13 protein-coding genes are annotated in these 17,854 nt (G+C 63.1%); 11 read left to right on the top strand and 2 right to left on the bottom strand.

Translation table 11 applies throughout. From position 1 onward, the window contains the following. Window positions 1-77: 77 nt before the first annotated feature. Window positions 78-482, top strand: a complete 405-nt coding sequence (locus C5F70_RS11100; RefSeq protein ID WP_104903315.1) for a cupin domain-containing protein — start codon at window positions 78-80, stop codon at window positions 480-482. A gap of 14 nt (window positions 483-496) precedes the next feature. Here C5F70_RS11100 and C5F70_RS11105 read toward each other — a convergent pair whose 3' ends face one another. Then, entirely contained in the window at window positions 497-1,126 is a 630-nt protein-coding gene (locus tag C5F70_RS11105) for a DNA-3-methyladenine glycosylase I (RefSeq protein WP_104903316.1), read from the bottom strand. A 216-nt stretch (window positions 1,127-1,342) separates the two neighbouring features. On the opposite strand from C5F70_RS11105, the gene C5F70_RS11115 reads away from it, so the two are divergent. From C5F70_RS11115 to C5F70_RS11125, 3 genes are all read left to right on the top strand, one after another. Next, window positions 1,343-2,668, top strand: coding sequence for a C4-dicarboxylate transporter DctA (locus tag C5F70_RS11115; RefSeq protein ID WP_173677810.1), 1,326 nt, complete (start codon window positions 1,343-1,345; stop codon window positions 2,666-2,668). A gap of 109 nt (window positions 2,669-2,777) precedes the next feature. Beyond that, complete coding sequence (locus C5F70_RS11120) at window positions 2,778-3,479, top strand: FadR/GntR family transcriptional regulator (protein ID WP_017846479.1); 702 nt, start codon at window positions 2,778-2,780, stop codon at window positions 3,477-3,479. Between the two features lie 16 nt (window positions 3,480-3,495). Next, complete coding sequence (locus tag C5F70_RS11125) at window positions 3,496-4,191, top strand: GntR family transcriptional regulator (RefSeq protein ID WP_017846480.1); 696 nt, start codon at window positions 3,496-3,498, stop codon at window positions 4,189-4,191. Between the two features lie 128 nt (window positions 4,192-4,319). Here C5F70_RS11125 and C5F70_RS11130 read toward each other — a convergent pair whose 3' ends face one another. Then, window positions 4,320-9,188: an NAD-glutamate dehydrogenase gene (locus C5F70_RS11130; RefSeq protein ID WP_104903317.1), complete on the bottom strand. Its 4,869-nt coding sequence runs from the start codon at window positions 9,186-9,188 to the stop codon at window positions 4,320-4,322. A gap of 826 nt (window positions 9,189-10,014) precedes the next feature. Here C5F70_RS11130 and C5F70_RS11135 point away from each other — a divergent pair. From C5F70_RS11135 to C5F70_RS11165, 7 genes are all read left to right on the top strand, one after another. Then, window positions 10,015-10,365: a hypothetical protein gene (locus C5F70_RS11135; RefSeq protein WP_079444019.1), complete on the top strand. Its 351-nt coding sequence runs from the start codon at window positions 10,015-10,017 to the stop codon at window positions 10,363-10,365. A 148-nt stretch (window positions 10,366-10,513) separates the two neighbouring features. Then, window positions 10,514-11,473 (top strand): MoxR family ATPase, encoded by a 960-nt coding sequence (locus C5F70_RS11140; RefSeq protein WP_003218556.1) that lies wholly within the window; start codon window positions 10,514-10,516, stop codon window positions 11,471-11,473. Between the two features lie 5 nt (window positions 11,474-11,478). After that, entirely contained in the window at window positions 11,479-12,411 is a 933-nt protein-coding gene (locus C5F70_RS11145; RefSeq protein WP_017846483.1) for a DUF58 domain-containing protein, read from the top strand. Further along, window positions 12,408-12,902: a DUF4381 domain-containing protein gene (locus C5F70_RS11150; RefSeq protein WP_017846484.1), complete on the top strand. Its 495-nt coding sequence runs from the start codon at window positions 12,408-12,410 to the stop codon at window positions 12,900-12,902. Before C5F70_RS11145 ends, C5F70_RS11150 begins: the two co-directional genes overlap by 4 nt. Next, the gene (locus C5F70_RS11155; RefSeq protein WP_017846485.1) at window positions 12,895-13,983 is read left to right on the top strand and encodes a VWA domain-containing protein; all 1,089 of its coding nucleotides are present in this window, start codon (window positions 12,895-12,897) and stop codon (window positions 13,981-13,983) included. Before C5F70_RS11150 ends, C5F70_RS11155 begins: the two co-directional genes overlap by 8 nt. Then, a complete protein-coding gene (locus tag C5F70_RS11160; protein ID WP_104903318.1) occupies window positions 13,980-15,719 on the top strand; it encodes a tetratricopeptide repeat protein in 1,740 nt (579 codons plus the stop codon). The genes C5F70_RS11155 and C5F70_RS11160 overlap by 4 nt, the downstream gene beginning before the upstream one ends. Next, window positions 15,716-17,356 carry a BatD family protein gene (locus tag C5F70_RS11165; RefSeq protein ID WP_017846487.1) on the top strand — a complete coding sequence of 547 codons (1,641 nt, stop codon included), beginning with the start codon at window positions 15,716-15,718 and terminating at the stop codon, window positions 17,354-17,356. The genes C5F70_RS11160 and C5F70_RS11165 overlap by 4 nt, the downstream gene beginning before the upstream one ends. Window positions 17,357-17,854: the final 498 nt, after the last annotated feature.

Genomic DNA, 17,854 nt, shown 5'->3' on the forward strand with positions numbered 1-17,854 from the left:
TTCGGCTGGATTGGTCATTGGTCGGCGGGAGCACGCGGCGTAGGGTGAAGACCTCTCGAACGACTCGGAAACTCGCCATGAAACGCTCACTCGCAACCGCCCTGATACTGGCCTCGTTCAGTGCCTTCGCCCATGAACCGGTGTACAACCAGGAGTCGATCAAGGTTCTGCAAGAGCACGCCCTGAGCAACGTGCCCGGCAAGAAAACCATCATGCTGAGCGTCGATTACGCCGCGGGCCAGGCCACCGTGCCCCACAGCCATACCGGCACTGCCGTGGCTTACGTGCTGGAGGGCGCGATCACGTCGCGGGTCAACGATGAACCGGCGATCACCTACACGGCCGGTCAGTCATTCTACGAACCGCCGGGCTCGCGGCACTTCGAGTCGAGCAATGCCAGCCAGACCCGACCGGCGAAACTGCTGGTGGTGATGGTGCTGGATGACAAGGCTGAGGTGCTCACCCCTCTGGCGCACGAATAGCACCGCTGCGAGACTCAAGGGCGATTGAATCGACGGCGCAGTGCTTCAATCGGCTCGCGGCAGGCACAACCTTCAAGATGGTCATTGACCATCCCCGTCGCCTGCATCAACGCATACATCGTGGTCGGCCCCACGTAGGTCCACCCGCGTTTCTTCAAGGCCTTCGACAAGCGCACCGAAGCCGGTGACGTCGGGTTGGCGCTCCAATACGCCAGATCCACCCGCGCCGGGCGCTCGTCTGGCGTCGGTTCGAACGACCATAGCCATTTCGCCAACGAACCGCTTTCCGCCACCAACTCGCACGCCCTGCGCGCATTGTTGAGGGTCGAGACGATCTTCGCGCGGTTGCGCACAATGCTAGGGTCAGCCATCAGGCGTTCGATATCCGCTTCGCCGTACTGCGCCACACGGCGGAAATCAAAACCGTCGAACGCCCGCCGAAAATGCTCGCGCTTGCGCAGGATGGTGATCCAGGCCATCCCCGCCTGAAACCCCTCCAGGCAAATCTTCTCGTACAACTGAATATCATCCGCCACCGGCACGCCCCATTCATGGTCGTGGTAATGCGGATATTCCGGCGCAGCGGTACGCCAACTGCAATGGGTCAGCCCTGCGTCGTTGGTGCTCAGTCCTGGTTTGTCCATCCGTCACCTCGCGTACTCAGCGGCGGATGATAAGCGAAAAAATTTGCGCCCCGTCAACCGCTCAAGCACCGCCCTCGCAGAGCAACTGGTCAGACCGCAACCGGACAAGCCGCGAAAATCACTTGTGACCTGGAAAAAACCCAGCGTAGACTGGCCACGCACTGGACTTACCGGTATGACCACAACAATTAAGCCCTGGACCCACCAGGGCACCGAATAGAGATCCCTCCCATGTTCAGATGGTGCTCGCGTTCGATTTTCCTGCAAGTCGTGATCGGTCTGATGCTCGGCATCCTCTGCGGCTTGGCCCTTCCCGAATTCTCCTCGCAACTCAAACCCCTGGGTGATGGTTTCATCAAACTGATCAAGATGTTGATTGGCCTGATCGTGTTCTGCGTGGTGGTCAGCGGTATCTCCGGCGCCGGCGACTTGAAAAAGGTCGGGCGCATCGGCCTCAAGTCGGTGATCTATTTCGAAGTGCTGACCACCGTCGCCCTGGTGATCGGCCTGCTCATGGCCTTCAGCACCGGCATCGGCAGCGGTGCGAATATCCACCTGGAGCAATTGTCCTCCGCCGGCTTGCATGAACTGGCCGACAAGGGCCAACACATCAAGGGCACCAGCCAGTTCCTGATGGACCTGATCCCCAACTCGGTGATCGGTGCGTTTGCCGACAACAACGTGCTGCAAGTGCTGCTGTTCTCGGTGCTGTTCGGCAGCGCCTTGAACCTGGTGGGTGAAGCGGCGTCGGGCATTTCGCGGCTGATCAACGAGCTGAGTCACGTGATCTTCCGCATCATGGGCATGATCGTGCGCCTGGCGCCGATCGGCGTGTTCGGCGCGATCGCCTTTACCACCAGCACCTACGGCCTGGACTCACTGCAGCACCTGGGCAGCCTGGTAGGCCTGTTCTACCTGACCTGCTTTATGTTTGTCGGGGTGATCCTCGGCCTGGTGATGCGCCTGTCCGGCCTGCGCATGCTGCCGCTGCTCAAGTACCTGCGCGAAGAGCTGCTGATCGTGATGGGCACCGCCTCGTCCGACGCGGTGCTGCCACAGATCATGCGTAAACTGGAACACTTGGGCATCGGTAGTTCCACCGTGGGCCTGGTGATTCCGACAGGCTATTCGTTCAACCTCGACGGTTTCTCGATCTATCTGACCCTGGCCATCGTGTTTATCGCCAACGCTACCGGCACACCGCTGTCGATGACCGACTTGCTGACCATCCTGCTGGTATCGTTGATCACCTCCAAGGGCGCCCATGGCATTCCGGGGTCGGCGCTGGTGATTCTGGCGGCGACACTCACGGCCATCCCGGCGATTCCGGTGGTCGGCCTGGTGCTGGTGTTGGCGGTGGATTGGTTCATGGGCATCGGCCGTGCATTGACCAACCTGATCGGCAACTGCGTCGCCACCGTGGCCATTGCGCGCTGGGAAAAAGACATCGATATCCAGCGCGCCAACAAGGTACTCGCCGGCCAGCAGGGTTATGCGTTCCAGGCTAAAAAGCCGGTAGTGCCCGCGCACCAGGAGTTCTGACCCATTGGCATGAGCGACACAGATCACCAGTGGGAGGGGGCTTGCTCTCTCCCACACTCAATCGTCGCCTTTGTGGCAATTGTATTCGCAACATCAAGGAGCAATCGACGTGGTCACCCCCTCAACCGTCGTCAATTCAGTCGTAGAAAAACTCCGCGCCTCCCTGGCGCGGGGCCAGTGGCGGCGCGGTGAAATGCTGCCCGGTCAGCGTGAACTGGCCGAACAGCTGGGCATCAGCCGCCCCAGCCTGCGTGAAGCCGTGATCGTGCTGGAAACCCTCGGCCTGGTGCGCTCGATGCCCGGCAAAGGCGTGGTGGTGCTCGAAACCCACGTCAACGAGGCGCAATCGAGTGACGCCGTGGCCGACGCCAGCCTCGAAGATATCCTGCAACTGCGCTACACCCTCGAACCGTTTATTGTCGGCCTGGTGGCCCAATCCATCAGCAGCAAAGAGGTTGGCCAACTGCGCCTGACCCTGATGGACATGCGCGAAGCCCTCGACGCTGGCGACGCCGAAGCCGGGATGAATGCCTACATTGCCTTCCACGAAGAACTGTTCGCCCTCACCTCCAACCCGATCTTCCAGAACGTGGTGCAACAAACCAGCAACGCTCTCAAGCAAAGCGCACAGGTGCTGCGCAACTCCCCGGAACACCTGGCAGAACGCCTGCAGGAAAACGATGCCGTGGTGCGCGCCATCCGCAACAAGAACAGCGCCCTGGCCAGTGCCGAAATGCGCAAGCACATCCTCCAGGAAGGCCTGCGCATGGGCATTCGCTTGACCATCCCGGACGACCATCTGGGCAGTTGATTTTTGGAGACCGGCCATGACCGCCCACGCCTTGCCACGCGACCTGCCCATCACCGGCCTACCCGCCATGTGCCTGGTGGCCGGTAAAAAGCCCTCGGTGAATGACATCTACCCACGGCTGTTCGACGCCATTCTCGAACAGCGCATCGCCCCGTCCACCCGGTTGACCGAGGAAAGCCTGGGCCAAACCTTCGGAGTGAGCCGCAGCGTGATTCGCCGGGTGTTGGCCAAGTTGTCGCACCAGCACGTGATCATCCTGCGCCCCAACCAGCGCGCCCAGGTAGCCGCACCGGATGCCCAGCAGACGCGGCAGATTCTGGAAGCGCGGCGGTTGACGGAGATCACGGTGGTACAACTGGCCTGCGCCCAGGCCACACCGATGCAGATCCGCCAGTTGCGCGAGCTGATTGCCCGCGAGCGTGATTGTATTGAACGCGACCAGCGTGGGCCGGCGATTCGCTTGTCGGGGGAGTTTCATCTGCAATTGGCGGCGATGGCGGGGAATGCGCCGTTGGCGCAGTTTCTCAACAGCCTGGTGCCGTTGACGTCGCTGATCATTGCCCAGTACGAGGCGCAAGCCAGCAGCTATTGTGCGTGGCAGGAGCATGTGGCGATTGTCGATGCGATCGAGCAACGGGCCTCTGGCATTGCGGTGAACTTGATGACCCGGCACCTGGATCACCTGGAGACCCGACTACTCAAGCACCACTGATCCCAAGTCGATGGTGCTCACAATGAAGAAGGGGGCTTGCCCCCGATAGTGGTGGATCAGTCATACAGGTGTTGACTGATCCATCGCTATCGGGAGCAAGCCCCCTCCCACAGTTGTTTACCGCTCGATCAAACCGATGCCAGCACCGACTGACCGCTCAACGCCAGGTCCAGCAACTCACGGTTGGCCACCGCGTACATGGCGTAGTCCGTGCCGACCGCGGCACGGATTTCCACCATCATTGCGCGCCAGCGATCGGCCATGTCCTGGTGCTGCTCAAGCCACAGGGCCACGCGGGCTTCCATGTCTTGTGGCGCTTCGGCCATTTGCAGTACGGAAATGGTGATCGCCCGTTGCTGCCAGTCCACGTCGTCGCGGAAGGCTTCGCGGGCCTGGGCCTGCCAGTTGTTGGCGACCGGCAGATCGCTGATCTGCTGCAGGTACCATGGCAAGTCCAGGGCGCTGCCGACGGCGAAGTAGGCCTTGGCCACTTCGGCGGCGTCATGCCCGGTCACGTCGGCGGCTTCGATGATCGGCAGCAAGGTGTACAGGTGCGTCGTGCCTGCAACCATGCGTGCCAACAACTCCGGTACGCCGGCTTCGGTGTAGGCCTGGTAACGGGTCTGCCAGCCTTCACGGGTCGGGCCTTCGAGCAGTTCGTCGAGTTTGAGACCCAGTGCGGCCAGGTGCGGACCGAAGTGCGCGGTGTCACGCCCGGCATCCTGCTCGTTGCGACGGCTGCGCAGGAACCAGCGCGTGGCACGACGGCCCAGGCGCATCAGCTCGTCCATCAGCTCCAGTTGCACGTCGGCGGAGACCTGATGGTCCAGGGCTTCGATCTGACGGAACCAGTGCGGGAGATGGAAAATGTCGCGCACGATCACATAGGCGCCCGCCACGTTGGCCGGGCTCATGCCGGTCGACTCTTTGAGCCGCTGCACAAAGGTGATGCCCATGTGGTTGACCAGGTCGTTGGCGATCTGGGTGCTGACGATCTCGCGCTTCAGACGGTGGCGACGCATCGCCTCGCCGAACTTGGCCACCAGGCTCGGTGGGAACGCGGTCTCCATGTCACGGGTCAGGTACTCGTCATCCGGCACCTGCGACTTGAGCAGGGCTTCCTTGAGGTCGATCTTGCTGTACGAGATCAGCACCGATAGCTCCGGACGGGTCAGGCCCTTGCCGGTGGCGGCGCGCTCGGTGAGCTGCTCCTCGGTCGGCAGGTACTCGATGGCGCGGTCCAGCTTGCCACGGCTTTCCAGGTCGCTCATCAGGCGCTTGTACTCGGCGGCACGCTCGTAGGCACGGCGTGCGGCCAGGGACAGGGCCTGGGTCTGCTTGTAATTGTTGCCCAACACCAGGCTGCCGACTTCGTCGGTCATGCTCGCCAGCAACTGGTTGCGTTGCTTGTCGGTCATGTCGCCGGCCTGCACCACTTCGTTGAGCAGGATCTTGATGTTCACTTCGTGGTCGGAGCAGTCCACGCCGCCGGCGTTGTCGATGAAGTCGGTGTTCGAACCGCCGCCATTGAGGCCGAATTCCACACGCCCCAGTTGGGTCATGCCAAGGTTACCGCCCTCGCCCACCACCTTGCAGCGCAGCTCGTTGCCGTTGACGCGCAGGGCGTCGTTGGCCTTGTCGCCCACATCGGCATGGCTTTCGGTGCTGGCCTTGACGTAAGTGCCGATACCGCCGTTCCACAACAGGTCCACCGGCGCCTTGAGCAAGGCGTTCAGCAGTTCGGTCGGAGTCAGTTTGTCAGCCTGGATGTCGAAGCGTTCTTTCATCTGCGCCGAGATGGCAATGCTCTTCGCGCTGCGCGAGAAGATACCGCCGCCTTCGGACATGATGCTGGTGTCGTAGTCGCTCCACGCCGAACGCGGCAGCTCGAACATGCGCTGACGCTCGACGAAGCTGGTCGCCGGGTTCGGGTTCGGGTCGATGAAGATATGCAGGTGGTTGAAGGCCGCGACCAGTTGCAGCTTGTCGGACATCAACAGGCCGTTACCGAACACGTCGCCGGCCATGTCGCCGACGCCGACCACGGTGATGCTGTCTTCCTGCACGTTGATGCCGCGCTCACGGAAGTGACGCTGCACACCGACCCACGCGCCCTTGGCGGTGATGCCCATTTTCTTGTGGTCGTAACCGGCCGAACCGCCGGAGGCGAATGCATCGCCGAGCCAGAAGCCGTAGTCGATGGCGATACCGTTGGCGATGTCGGAGAAGGTCGCAGTGCCCTTGTCCGCCGCGACCACCAGGTACGGGTCATCGCCGTCATGCCGCACGACGTTGACCGGCGGCACCAGGGCGCCATCCTTGAGGTTGTCGGTGATATCCAACAGGCCGGAAATGAAGATGCGGTAGCAGGCGATGCCCTCGGCCGCGATCTCGTCGCGGCTGCCGCCCAGTGGCAAGCGGCGCGGCAGGAAGCCGCCCTTGGCGCCCACCGGCACGATCACCGAGTTCTTCACTTGCTGGGCTTTTACCAGGCCGAGCACTTCGGTGCGGAAGTCTTCTTCACGGTCGGACCAGCGCAGGCCGCCGCGCGCGACATTACCGAAGCGCAGGTGGACACCCTCGACCCGTGGCGAGTAGACGAAGATTTCAAACTTCGGCACTGGCTTGGGCAGCTCGGGAATGGCCCGCGGGTCGAACTTGAAGCTGAAGTACGCCTTGTTCTGGCCGTTGGCGTCGGTCTGGTAGAAGTTGGTGCGCAGGGTGGCCTTGATCAGGTCCAGGTAGCGACGCAGGATGCGGTCTTCGTTGAGCACCTGAACCTCGTCCAGGGCGCTGAGGATCGCTTGTTCCAGGCGTTGCTGCTTGTCTTCCAGGTCGTCGGCGGTGAGCTTGCGCGCCAGGTAGAAGCGCGTCTTGAACAACCGGGTCAACTCGCGGGCGATGTCGGTGTGGTTGTTCAGGGTGCTGGCGATGTAACCCAGGTCGAAGCCCAGGCGGATCTGTTTCATGTAACGCGCGTAGGCACGCAGCAGCGCCACGTCGCGCCACGGCAGGCCGGCGGTGAGTACCAGGCGGTTGAACGCATCGTTCTCGGCATCGCCGTGGACGATATGCACGAACGCGTCCTGCAGGGTGTCGTTGAGCTGCTGGATATCCAGGTTCACGCCTTCGGCGGCAATGAACGCGAAATCATGGATCCAGAACTCACGGCCATTGGCATGACGCAGGCGGTACGGGAACTCGCCCAGCACGCGCAGGCCAAGGTTTTCCAGGATCGGCAATACGTCGGACAGCGCCAGCGGGGTGTCGGCATGGTAGAGCTTGCAATGCAGCTCACGCTGGCCGGACGCCTGGCCCAGCGGCTGATAGAAGCTCATCACCAACGGGTTGGCTTCGGTGAGGCTGAGCAAGTGCTGCATGTCGACCACCGCCGAATGCGCAGCAAAACGCTCGCGGTAGCCGGCCGGGAAACCTTTCGGGAAATCCGCCAGCACGTTGGTGCCGTGGGCTTCGCCGAAGCTTTCGACCACCAGGCTGGAATAGTCGTCCTGCCAGCTGCGGCAGGCCTGCACCACTTCTTTTTCCAGTTGCAGCGGGTCGATGTCCAGGCGGTTCTTCGGGTCGACCCGCAGAATCAGTTGCACACGGGCCAGCACGGACTCGGAGAAGAACGTCCAGAATTCGCAGTCCGAGGCTTTCAGGCGATCCATCAGCACTTGCTGGATCTTCTGGCGCACTTCGGTGGAATAGATATCGCGCGGCACGTAGGCCAGGCAGTAGCAGAAACGCCCGTAGGGGTCTTTGCGCAGGAACACGCGGATCTTGTTGCGTTCCTGGATCTGCACGATCGACATCACGGTGCTGAACAGCTCGTCGACCGGGGTCTGGAACAGGTCGTCACGCGGCAGTACTTCGACCACCTGCGCCAGTTCCTTGCCCAGGTGCGCCTTGGCCTGGAAGCCCGAGCGGCGTTCGATTTCCGCGACCTTGCGGCGGATATAAGGAATCACCCGCACGCTTTCACCGTACACCGACGAGGTGTACAGGCCCATGAAGCGGCATTCCTTGATGACCTTGCCGTCGGCGTCGATCTCGCGGATCGACACGTAGTCCGGATAAGCCGGGCGATGCACGCGGCTCGGGTGGGCGGCCTTGGCGAACGACAACACGGTCGGCTCGCGCAGGTAGGACACGGCGTAGTCTTCGATGCGCAGGTCGTCGGCGGTAAGGCCGGCGCGCAGCAGCTTGGTCAGACCGAGGAAGGAGCCGGCGTCATATTCGATATGACCACCGTCCGCCTCGTCACGTACCACGAACTCTTCATAGCCGAGGAAGGTGAAGTGGTTGCCCACCAGCCATTCCAGGAAGTTCTTGATCTCGGCTTTTTCTTCTCCGTCGATGCTGAACCGGCTGGCGTCGATACCGACCAGCAGTTCCTGGACCTTGGCTTTCATCGGCTCGAAATCGGCCACGGCCACGCGCACTTCGCCCAGTACCTGCTCCAGCTCTTTGCTCAGCACGTTCAGTTCGGCGGCGTTGGCGCAGCGGTCGATTTCCAGGTACATCAGCGATTCTTGCTGGATGCCTTCGCCCTGGGTGCCCTTGGACAGAATTTCCAGCAATTCGCCCTTGCTGCCACGGCGCGTGCTGAGCACGGTGGTTTGCAGGGTGTGGATGCTGTAGCCGCGGCGGTTCAGCTCGGTACGCACCGAGTCCACCAGAAATGGCAGGTCATGGTGCAGCACTTCGACCGCGGTGTGGGTCGACTGCCAACCATGACGTTCGTAATCGGGGTTGTAGACCCGCACCTGGGGTTCGGTGTGGTCGAAGCGCTCAAGCAGGCGCCAGGCAGACAGGGTGCAACCGGCCAGGTCGGAAAGGCGACGTTGGGTCAGTTCGTCCAGGGAAATGATGCCGAAAAATTGTTCAGCGAACAGCGCCACTTGTGGCAGTGCCTGTTCACTGATGTGCTGCGCCAGTGCCGCTTGCAGTTGATGCTGGAAGTCGGCCTTGCTGGCTGCGGTGAAGAACGCCATCTGTGGTACTCCGCTTGGGCTTGTTATTGATGGAAGCGTCGCGTGTTATCCCCTTGCGGGGAGACCGTCAGCCCTGTTCGCAGGTAACGATACAAGCACCATAAACGAATCAGGGTGACAGGTGGGTGAAGCTGGACAAGACGATCAGGTCACATACAACTTCCATTGGACATACACCTTGCCAGGCGACGGTGTGACGGGCAGGTCAGGCTCCCAGCAGTGAGCACATCCGTTGCGCAGCTTAACGAGAGTAGGAAGACAGCTGCTTGCGGCGCTGCGACATATTCGGTCATCGGCTGGCAACGAAGGGTTGCACAAAGGGCAACCACGCACACCGAACTACAAAAAAGCCGGTCACCGGCGCTGATTTCAAGCCAATGATAGCTAACACACGCGAAGCCCGTCGGCACATACCTACGGCACATCAAGCAAGGGACCTCAAACATCAGGGAACTTTTCCTGCGCCAACCGCCAATCAAAAAAACACAGGGAGCGTGGTTTACCGACCGCCATCTATTGCAGGCCCGTCATGATTACGCCAACAGCACCCTCGCCCATCATTTCGCAACCCACCTCGTCACCGGATAACATCAATCCGCCGATTTCGTTCGCCGACAGCGGCGTATATTCTGCGCAATGGGATAAATATAATCAGGCGGCCCCCAGGCCACAGCCGACAGGCGTGCCACCGTTTAGATAGTCAACCTATAAAAAAGGCAAAATCGTTGTGCTCAAGCCATGACGCACTGATGAAATTCACACCGACATAAATATGGCGGCAGTGGCAAAATCCCCCTTTTGCGGCCAATAAACCCATAGGACTGCCATGCAATTGATCACTACCAACCTGATCGCCAACCCATGTGACGAAGAAGAAGACAACATGGCCATGCTCTGCTGCCATAGCGCTAAGGGCGAGATGTTCATACTGGCCCGTTACCCGGATGAAGACGAGGTGGAGCTGACCTGGGACGACGAACCATCGACCCTCGAGGGCCTGAAGGTCACGCTGAGTGACAGCACGTTGCTGATTGAGCTGGCGGCAGGCGATGCCGATGCGCTGGGCGGCAAGGACCACTTGGAGATTCTGCACAGCACCGCCCCTGAGGATATGGCTGAAGTTGAAGAAACCCTGCAGAACATTCTCAGGGGCACAGGCACTTATATCCGTGCCTGAGGCTACTGCCACACAAAATTCCTACACGTTTTGCGAAAAATACCCCGCGCGCCGTTAGTCGCCGCCCCCCCCGATGCATTAAAGTAAGCCCCCCAGGCCCGGCGTTTTTTCTCGACGCTCGGGCTCATCTCTCCAGGAACCGTCATCGATGGAACATCGTGAAGCGCTGCTTGCGCTGCGAACCTTTCTTTCTACGCAGATTCTCGGCCAGGAAAAACTCATCGAGCGCCTGCTGATCGCCTTGCTTGCCGACGGCCATATGCTGGTGGAAGGCGCGCCGGGCCTGGCCAAGACCAAGGCCATCAAGGAGTTGGCCGAAGGCATCGAAGCGCAGTTCCATCGCATCCAGTTCACCCCCGACCTGTTGCCCGCCGACATCACCGGCACTGAAATCTATCGCCCCGAAACCGGCAGCTTCGTGTTCCAGCAGGGGCCGATCTTCCACAACCTGGTGCTGGCGGACGAAATCAACCGCGCCCCGGCCAAGGTGCAGTCGGCCTTGCTCGAAGCCATGGCCGAGCGGCAGGTCAGTGTGGGCCGCAGTACTTACGAGCTGTCGCCGCTGTTTCTGGTGATGGCCACGCAAAACCCCATCGAGCAGGAAGGCACCTACCCATTGCCCGAAGCCCAGCTCGACCGTTTCCTGATGCACGTCAAGATCGGTTTCCCGGACGCGGCCGTCGAGCGGCGCATCCTGCAGCAGGCCCGTGGCGAGGCGCTCAACGGTGAAACCAAGCCTGAACGCCGCGTCAGCCAACAGGCGATCTTTGCCGCGCGCAAGGAAATCCTCGGGTTGTACATGGCCGATGCGGTGGAGGAATACCTGGTGCAATTGGTCATGGCCACGCGCACCCCGGCCAAATTCGACCCGGAAATGGCCGAGTGGATTGCCTATGGCGCCAGCCCCCGTGGCTCGATCGCCCTCGACCGTTGCGCCCGCGCCCACGCCTGGCTGGCCGGGCGAGACTTTGTCAGCCCGGAAGACATCCAGGCGGTGCTGTTCGACGTGCTGCGCCATCGCATCATTCTGTCGTTCGAAGCCGAAGCCGCCGGGATCGACCAGGACCGCGTGGTGCAACGCATTCTCGACGTCGTAGCCGTCGCTTGAAATCGATGAACGCCAGCGATGGAGTGCGCGTCACGCTCAGTGAATTGATTGAGATGCGCCACCGCGTGCGTGAAGTGCAGCTGTTTTCCACGCCGAGCCAGCGCAGCCCGCTGATCGGCCTGCACCACTCCAAGCTGCGCGGGCGCGGGGTCGACTTCGACCAGGTGCGCGTCTACCAGGCCGGCGACGATGTACGCACCATCGACTGGCGCGTGACCGCGCGCACCCAGGAACCGCACACCAAGCTGTTCCACGAAGAGCGCGAACGCCCGATTTTCATCATGGTGGAGCAAAGCTGCCGCTTGTTTTTCGGTTCGGGGCAGATGTTCAAGTCGGTGCTCGCGGCCCAGGCGGCCAGCCTGATCGGCTGGGCGGCGCTGGGGCATAACGACCGCGTCGGCGGGCTGGTCTTCGGCGACAACGAGCACTACGAAATCAAACCGCGGCGCAGCAAACAGAGCCTGCTGCAACTGCTCAACCGCCTGGTGCGGGTCAACCAGAGCCTGAGCACCGAGAGCGGCCCCGAAACCGACGCCCTGGGCCTGGCCCTGCGCCGTGGCCGTGAAGTGCTGCGCCCGGGCAGCCTGGTGATCGTGATCTGCGACGAGCGCGCACTGACCGAAGGCGCCGAACAACAGCTGAGCCTGTTGTCACGCCATTGCGACCTGCTGCTGTTGCCGATCTCCGACCCGCTCGACCACGCCCTGCCCGCCGCGGGGCTGCTGCGCTTTGCCGAACGCGGTGCGCAACTGGAACTGGACACGCTGAACTTCGATTTGCGCCAGGCCTACAAGGCCCAGGCCGAAGCGCGCAGCGCCCGCTGGGAACTGCTCGCGCAGAAACTGCGGGTATTGCTGATGCCCTTGAGCACCCAGAGCGAAATGGTCGAGCAACTGCGCGAATACCTCAACCCGCAACGCCCGGTTAAAAAGCAATGAGCAGCCTCGACCAACTCCAACCGCTGATCGCCCCACCGGCGATCGGCTTCTGGCCGCCTGCGCCAGGCTGGTGGCTGTTGCTGCTGGTGATCCCGCTGCTGGGCTGGGGCGTGTGGTGGCTGCGCCGTTTCCTGCCCACGCGGCGTCCCGTGTCCCGCGCCGAACAACCGCTCGACCCGCTGCGCATCGCCGCCCTGGCCGAACTGGCGCTGATGCCCAGACCCTACGACGGCGCGCCCGCCGGGGCCTGGTTGCAGCAACTCAACGGCCTGCTCAAGCGCCTGTGCCGCAACGACTACCCCTACAGCCAGAGCCACACCCTCAACGGCCGCAAATGGCTGGCGTTTCTCGATAACCGCTGCCCCGCCGCCGGCCTCACACGCTGGATGGTGCTGGTGGAAGGCGCCTATAAGCCCGAATGCAAACTCGACGACAAAGCCATCGCCGGCCTGACCCAGGCCGTCGACACCTGGATTCGCAAACATGTTTGAGTTCGCCTGGCCGTGGATCTTCGCCCTGCTGCCGTTGCCCTGGTTGATGCGCCTGGTGCTGCCGGCGGCCGACAGCGGCGAGCCCGCGCTGAAAGTCAGCTACCTCAGCGACCTCGAAGGCCTGGCGGGCCGCCGCGCACGCTCGAACCTGCCCGGCTGGCGGCAACAGGCGCCTTTCGTCGTGCTGTGGCTGCTGCTGTTGACCGCCGCCGCCCGCCCGGAATGGCTCGGCGAACCGTTGCCGATTGCCGCCAGCGGCCGCGATCTGCTGGTGGCGGTGGACGTGTCCGGCTCCATGGATTTCCCCGATATGCACTGGGAAGACGAAGACGTCAGCCGCCTGACCTTGGTCAAGCACCTGCTCGGCGACTTCCTTGAAGGGCGCGAAGGCGATCGCGTCGGCCTGATCCTGTTCGGCAGCCAAGCCTACCTGCAAGCGCCGCTGACCTTCGACCGCCACACGGTACGCACCTGGCTGGATGAAGCGCGCATCGGCATCGCCGGCAAGAACACCGCCATCGGTGACGCCATCGGCCTGGCCTTGAAGCGCCTGCGCCAGCGCCCGGCGCAAAGCCGCGTGCTGATCCTGGTGACTGACGGCGCCAACAACGGCGGCCGGATCGACCCGCTGACCGCCGCGCGTCTGGCCGCCGAAGAAGGCGTGAAGATCTATCCGATCGGTATCGGCGCCGATCCTGAACAAACCGGTTCCCTCGGCGTGCTGGGCGTCAACCCGAGCCTGGACCTCGACGAACCGGCGCTCAAGGCCATCGCCGAGGCCACCGGCGGCCGCTACTTCCGTGCCCGCGATGGCGCAGAGTTGCAAGCGGTCAAGGAAACCCTCGACCAACTCGAACCGGTCGAACAGCAACCGACCCAGGCGCGCCCGGCCCAGGCGCTGTACAGCGGCCCCCTGGCATTGGCGCTGATCCTCAGCCTGTTGCTGGTGGTGCAGGAGCGCTGGCCGAACAACACGCTGCAACGGCTGTTCAACAAACTGTCGACCAAGGGGCATTTTCTGCAACAGCACCCAGAATGGCGCCAGCGCCTCAAACGCCTGCGTTTGCGGAGGCGTCGATGATCGACCTGTGGCCGCACTGGTTCCGTCCCTGGTGGCTGTTGCTGCTGCCGCTGCTCGGCTGGTTGCTGTGGCAGCTGTGGCACCGGCAAAAGCGCGCCGGGCGCTGGCAGATGATCCTGCCGCCGGCGTTCCATGCCGTGCTGCTCAGCGGTGGCAATGGCCGTGAAAGCAAATCGCCGTGGGTGCTCCTCGGTATCGCCTGGCTGCTGGCAGTACTGGCCTTGCTCGGCCCCAGTTGGCAACGGGTGGAACAGACCAGCCAGAAGCCTTCCGACCCCTTGGTGGTGCTGCTCGAACTGACCCCGGAAATGCTCGCCACCGACAGCCCGCCCAGCCGCCTGGAGCAGGCACGGCGCAAGCTGTATGACTTACTGCAAGCGCGCAGCGACGCACAAACCGCCATCGTCGTGTATGCCGGCAGCGCCCACACCCTGGTGCCGCTGTCGGACGACCTGGCCACCAGTCGCAACCTGCTCGAAGCGCTACGCCCCTCATTGATGCCCGAGCCCGGGCACCGCGCCGACCTGGCCGTGGAGAAAGCCCTCGGCCTGCTCAAGCAAGGCGGCCTCGGCCAGGGGCGCCTGTTGCTGATCGGCTCATCGCTGTCCAAGCAGGAACGCCAGGGCATCCGCTTGCTGCTGCAAGGCGGCCAGGCGCCAAGCCTGTCGATCCTCGGCATCGGTAGCCGCGAGGGCACGCCGGTGACCCTGGAGAGCGGCGAATTTCTCAAGGACGACCAAGGCGCCATCCTCGTGCCGCGCCTCGACAGCCCGACGCTCAAAGCCTTCGCCAGCGAAATGGGCGGCCGCTACCGTGCCGCGCGCCTGGACGACAAGGACCTGCGCCAACTGGGCATGCTCGACGCGCCGCAAGCCCTGCGCAACGACGGCCAACTGCTGCACCTCGACACCTGGGCCGACCAGGGTTACTGGCTGCTACTGCCGCTGTTGCTGCTGGCCGCGTGCGCCGGGCGGCGTGGCTGGTTGTTCTGCTTGCCGTTGCTGCTGCTTGGCGCACCGCAGCCCAGTTATGCCTTCGAACTCCAGGACTTGTGGCTGCGCCCCGATCAGCAAGGCCAGTACCTGCTGAAGAAAAAACGCCCCGCCGAAGCCGCCGAACGCTTCCAAGACCCGCAATGGCAAGGCGTGGCGCTGTACGAAGCGGGTAACTACGCCGAAGCCATCAAGCGTTTTGCCGAGGGCAGTGACGCCTACTCTCACTACAATCGCGGCAATGCACTGGCCAGGTCCGGTGAGCTGGAAGCAGCCATCGATGCCTACGAACAGGCGCTGGAAGCCCAGCCCGATCTGCTGCCGGCCCTGAAAAACAAGGCCCTGGTGGAAAGCCTGATACAACAACAGGCGCAGCCCGAGCCGGCCCAGCCCGCAAAAAACGAAGATGACGAAACCACCCAACCCGGCCAAACTGCGCAACCGGGCGCGAGCGCGCAAAGTGCCACGGGTGGCGAGCAATCGCCGCAAAACCCGGGCGAAGCCGGCACCGCCGAGACCCAGGCCGGCGCCACGCCACAAGCGGGCGGCAATGACGTGCCGGGCAGCGAGCTGGAGGACGAGCAAACCACCACCCCGCCGTTGCGCCCCAGCGGCGCCAGCCTGGACGACGAACATCGCCAGGCCCTGGAACAATGGCTGCAGGAGATCCCGGACAACCCCGGCGAACTGCTGCGGCGCAAATTCTGGTACGAACAGCAACAGCATCAGGACAAGACTCGATGAGCCGCCGCACCACCCTTCTGCTTCTGCTCGCGTTGTCGGCAAGCCACGCCCAGGCGGCGAACCTGGTCGCCAGCGTCGACCGCAGCCGCCTCAATTCCGGGGAAACGGTGGAGCTGACGGTGGAATCCGGCGACGTCACGCAGTTCGGCAAACCCGACCTGTCGCCGCTGGAGGCGCAGTTCGAAGTCAGCGGCACGCGCCAGATCAACCAACTCACCACCCTCGGCGGCGATAACCACGCCACCACGCGCTGGATCATCACCCTGCTGCCCAAGCAGAACGGCACCGTGGTGATCCCGCCGCTGCAAGTGGGCGAATACACGACCCAGCCGATCAGCCTGCAAGTGCTGGAAACCACCAGCCAGGACACCAACGCCGAACTCGCGCCGGTGTTCGTTGAATCCAACCTCGACCAGAACACCGTGTACGTGCAGGCCCAGGCCCTGTTGACGGTACGCGTGTATCACTCGGTGTCGCTGTACGACGACAGCAGCCTCACACCGCTGCAGATTCCCGATGCGCGCATCGAGCAACTGGGCGAATCACGCACCTACGAGAAGGTCATCAACAGCATTCGCCACGGCGTGATCGAAACCCGCTACGCGATCTACCCGCAGCACAGCGGCAGCCTGACGATTGCCGCCCAGACCTTCAGCGCGACCCTGGTGGAATCGCGCCCGCCGCAGGAGAACACGCTGCAGGGCACCAAGCCGGGCAAGCTGATCCACGTCAGCTCCGCGCCCCTCGAGCTGACGGTCAAGCCCAAGCCCGAGCTGTACCCCGCCGAGGCGCCGTGGCTGCCGGCACGCAGCCTGACCCTGAGCGAAAACTGGAACCCCGAGCCGGACCACGTGCAGGTCGGCGATTCCCTGACCCGCAGCCTGACGGTCAAGGCCGAGGGCCTCTCCAGCGCACAACTGCCGGCACTGCCGAGCACCGAAATCAATGGCCTGCGCCGATACCCGGACCAGCCGGTAGTCGGCAACCAGAACAACGACCGTGGCTTGATCGGCAGCCGAGAAGACCGCGAAGCCCTGGTGCCCACCCGCGCCGGCGCGCTGGACTTGCCGGCGGTGGAAGTGGTGTGGTGGAACACCCATGAGGACCACCTCGAACGCACCCGCCTGCCCGCCCGCACGCTGCAAGTGGCGAATAACCCGAGCCTGGTGGTGGACACGCCCGCGACACCGACCGTGATCACCGCCCCCGACGATAGCCGCCTGTGGCTGTGGCAACTGAGCACCCTGCTCCTTGCCTGCACCACGTTGCTGGGTTTCGGCCTGTGGTGGCGCGCACGCCGCCAACCGGCGGTGCAACGCGCCGCACAAACCGGCCCGAGCCCGCGCACCCTGCTCGACGATCTCAAGCGCGCGACCCAGGCCAACGACCCCCAGGCCACCCGCCAGGCCCTCGACGCCTGGGCCCGGCAACAACCGGAAACCCTGGCCGACATGGCGGCGCGCTTCGTGCCGCTGTCCGACGCGCTGGATGGGTTGAACGGCGCGCTGTACAGCGAAAGCGGCCATTATTGGCTGGGTGAAGAACTGTGGCGTGCGGTAAAAGCCATTCCAATGGCCGACCGCGAGCAAGACCCGACGACCGACACCACCAGCTTGCCGCCGTTGTATCCCAAATAGCGCTCCTGATACGTCACGAATCGAGAGTCGGGACGGGGGGTGGGCCAGTCAACACCGAGCAAGCGGACCCACCACGCCGATAGCGGTGTATCAGTCAATTATGATGTCGGCTGACACGCCGCCATCGGGGGCAAGCCCCCTCCCACACTGGATCTGCGTCGTCTGGTCGACATAGTCCGAACCCTGTCCTTCCGCGCCCTGAATTGCCTGCCCGCCAAGACATAACGCACACCGCATACCCCTGTGGGAGGGGGCTTGCCCCCGATAGCGATGGGCCAGACAACACTGAGCAAGCGGACCACCACCATCGCAGGCAAGCCCCCTCCCACACTGGATCTGCGTCGTCCGATCTACATAGCCCGAACCCTGTCCTTCCGCGCCCTGAATTGCCTGCCCGCCAAGACATAACGCACACCGCATACCCCTGTGGGAGGGGGCTTGCCCCCGATAGCGATGGGCCAGACAACACTGAGCAAGCGGACCACCACCATCGCAGGC

Origin of the sequence: Pseudomonas sp. LH1G9 (assembly GCF_002949975.1) — a bacterium.
Taxonomy (GTDB): domain Bacteria; phylum Pseudomonadota; class Gammaproteobacteria; order Pseudomonadales; family Pseudomonadaceae; genus Aquipseudomonas; species Aquipseudomonas veronii.

Bases quoted from the DNA above. Each gene is read 5' to 3' on its own strand.
- C5F70_RS11100 (WP_104903315.1), top strand. From the start codon at position 78: ATGAAACGCTCACTCGCAACCGCCCTGATACTGGCCTCGTTCAGTGCC.
- C5F70_RS11105 (WP_104903316.1), bottom strand. From the start codon at position 1,126: ATGGACAAACCAGGACTGAGCACCAACGACGCAGGGCTGACCCATTGC.
- C5F70_RS11125 (WP_017846480.1), top strand. From the start codon at position 3,496: ATGACCGCCCACGCCTTGCCACGCGACCTGCCCATCACCGGCCTACCC.
- C5F70_RS11130 (WP_104903317.1), bottom strand. From the start codon at position 9,188: ATGGCGTTCTTCACCGCAGCCAGCAAGGCCGACTTCCAGCATCAACTG.
- C5F70_RS11135 (WP_079444019.1), top strand. From the start codon at position 10,015: ATGCAATTGATCACTACCAACCTGATCGCCAACCCATGTGACGAAGAA.
- C5F70_RS11140 (WP_003218556.1), top strand. From the start codon at position 10,514: ATGGAACATCGTGAAGCGCTGCTTGCGCTGCGAACCTTTCTTTCTACG.
- C5F70_RS11145 (WP_017846483.1), top strand. From the start codon at position 11,479: ATGAACGCCAGCGATGGAGTGCGCGTCACGCTCAGTGAATTGATTGAG.
- C5F70_RS11150 (WP_017846484.1), top strand. From the start codon at position 12,408: ATGAGCAGCCTCGACCAACTCCAACCGCTGATCGCCCCACCGGCGATC.
- C5F70_RS11155 (WP_017846485.1), top strand. From the start codon at position 12,895: ATGTTTGAGTTCGCCTGGCCGTGGATCTTCGCCCTGCTGCCGTTGCCC.
- C5F70_RS11160 (WP_104903318.1), top strand. From the start codon at position 13,980: ATGATCGACCTGTGGCCGCACTGGTTCCGTCCCTGGTGGCTGTTGCTG.
- C5F70_RS11165 (WP_017846487.1), top strand. From the start codon at position 15,716: ATGAGCCGCCGCACCACCCTTCTGCTTCTGCTCGCGTTGTCGGCAAGC.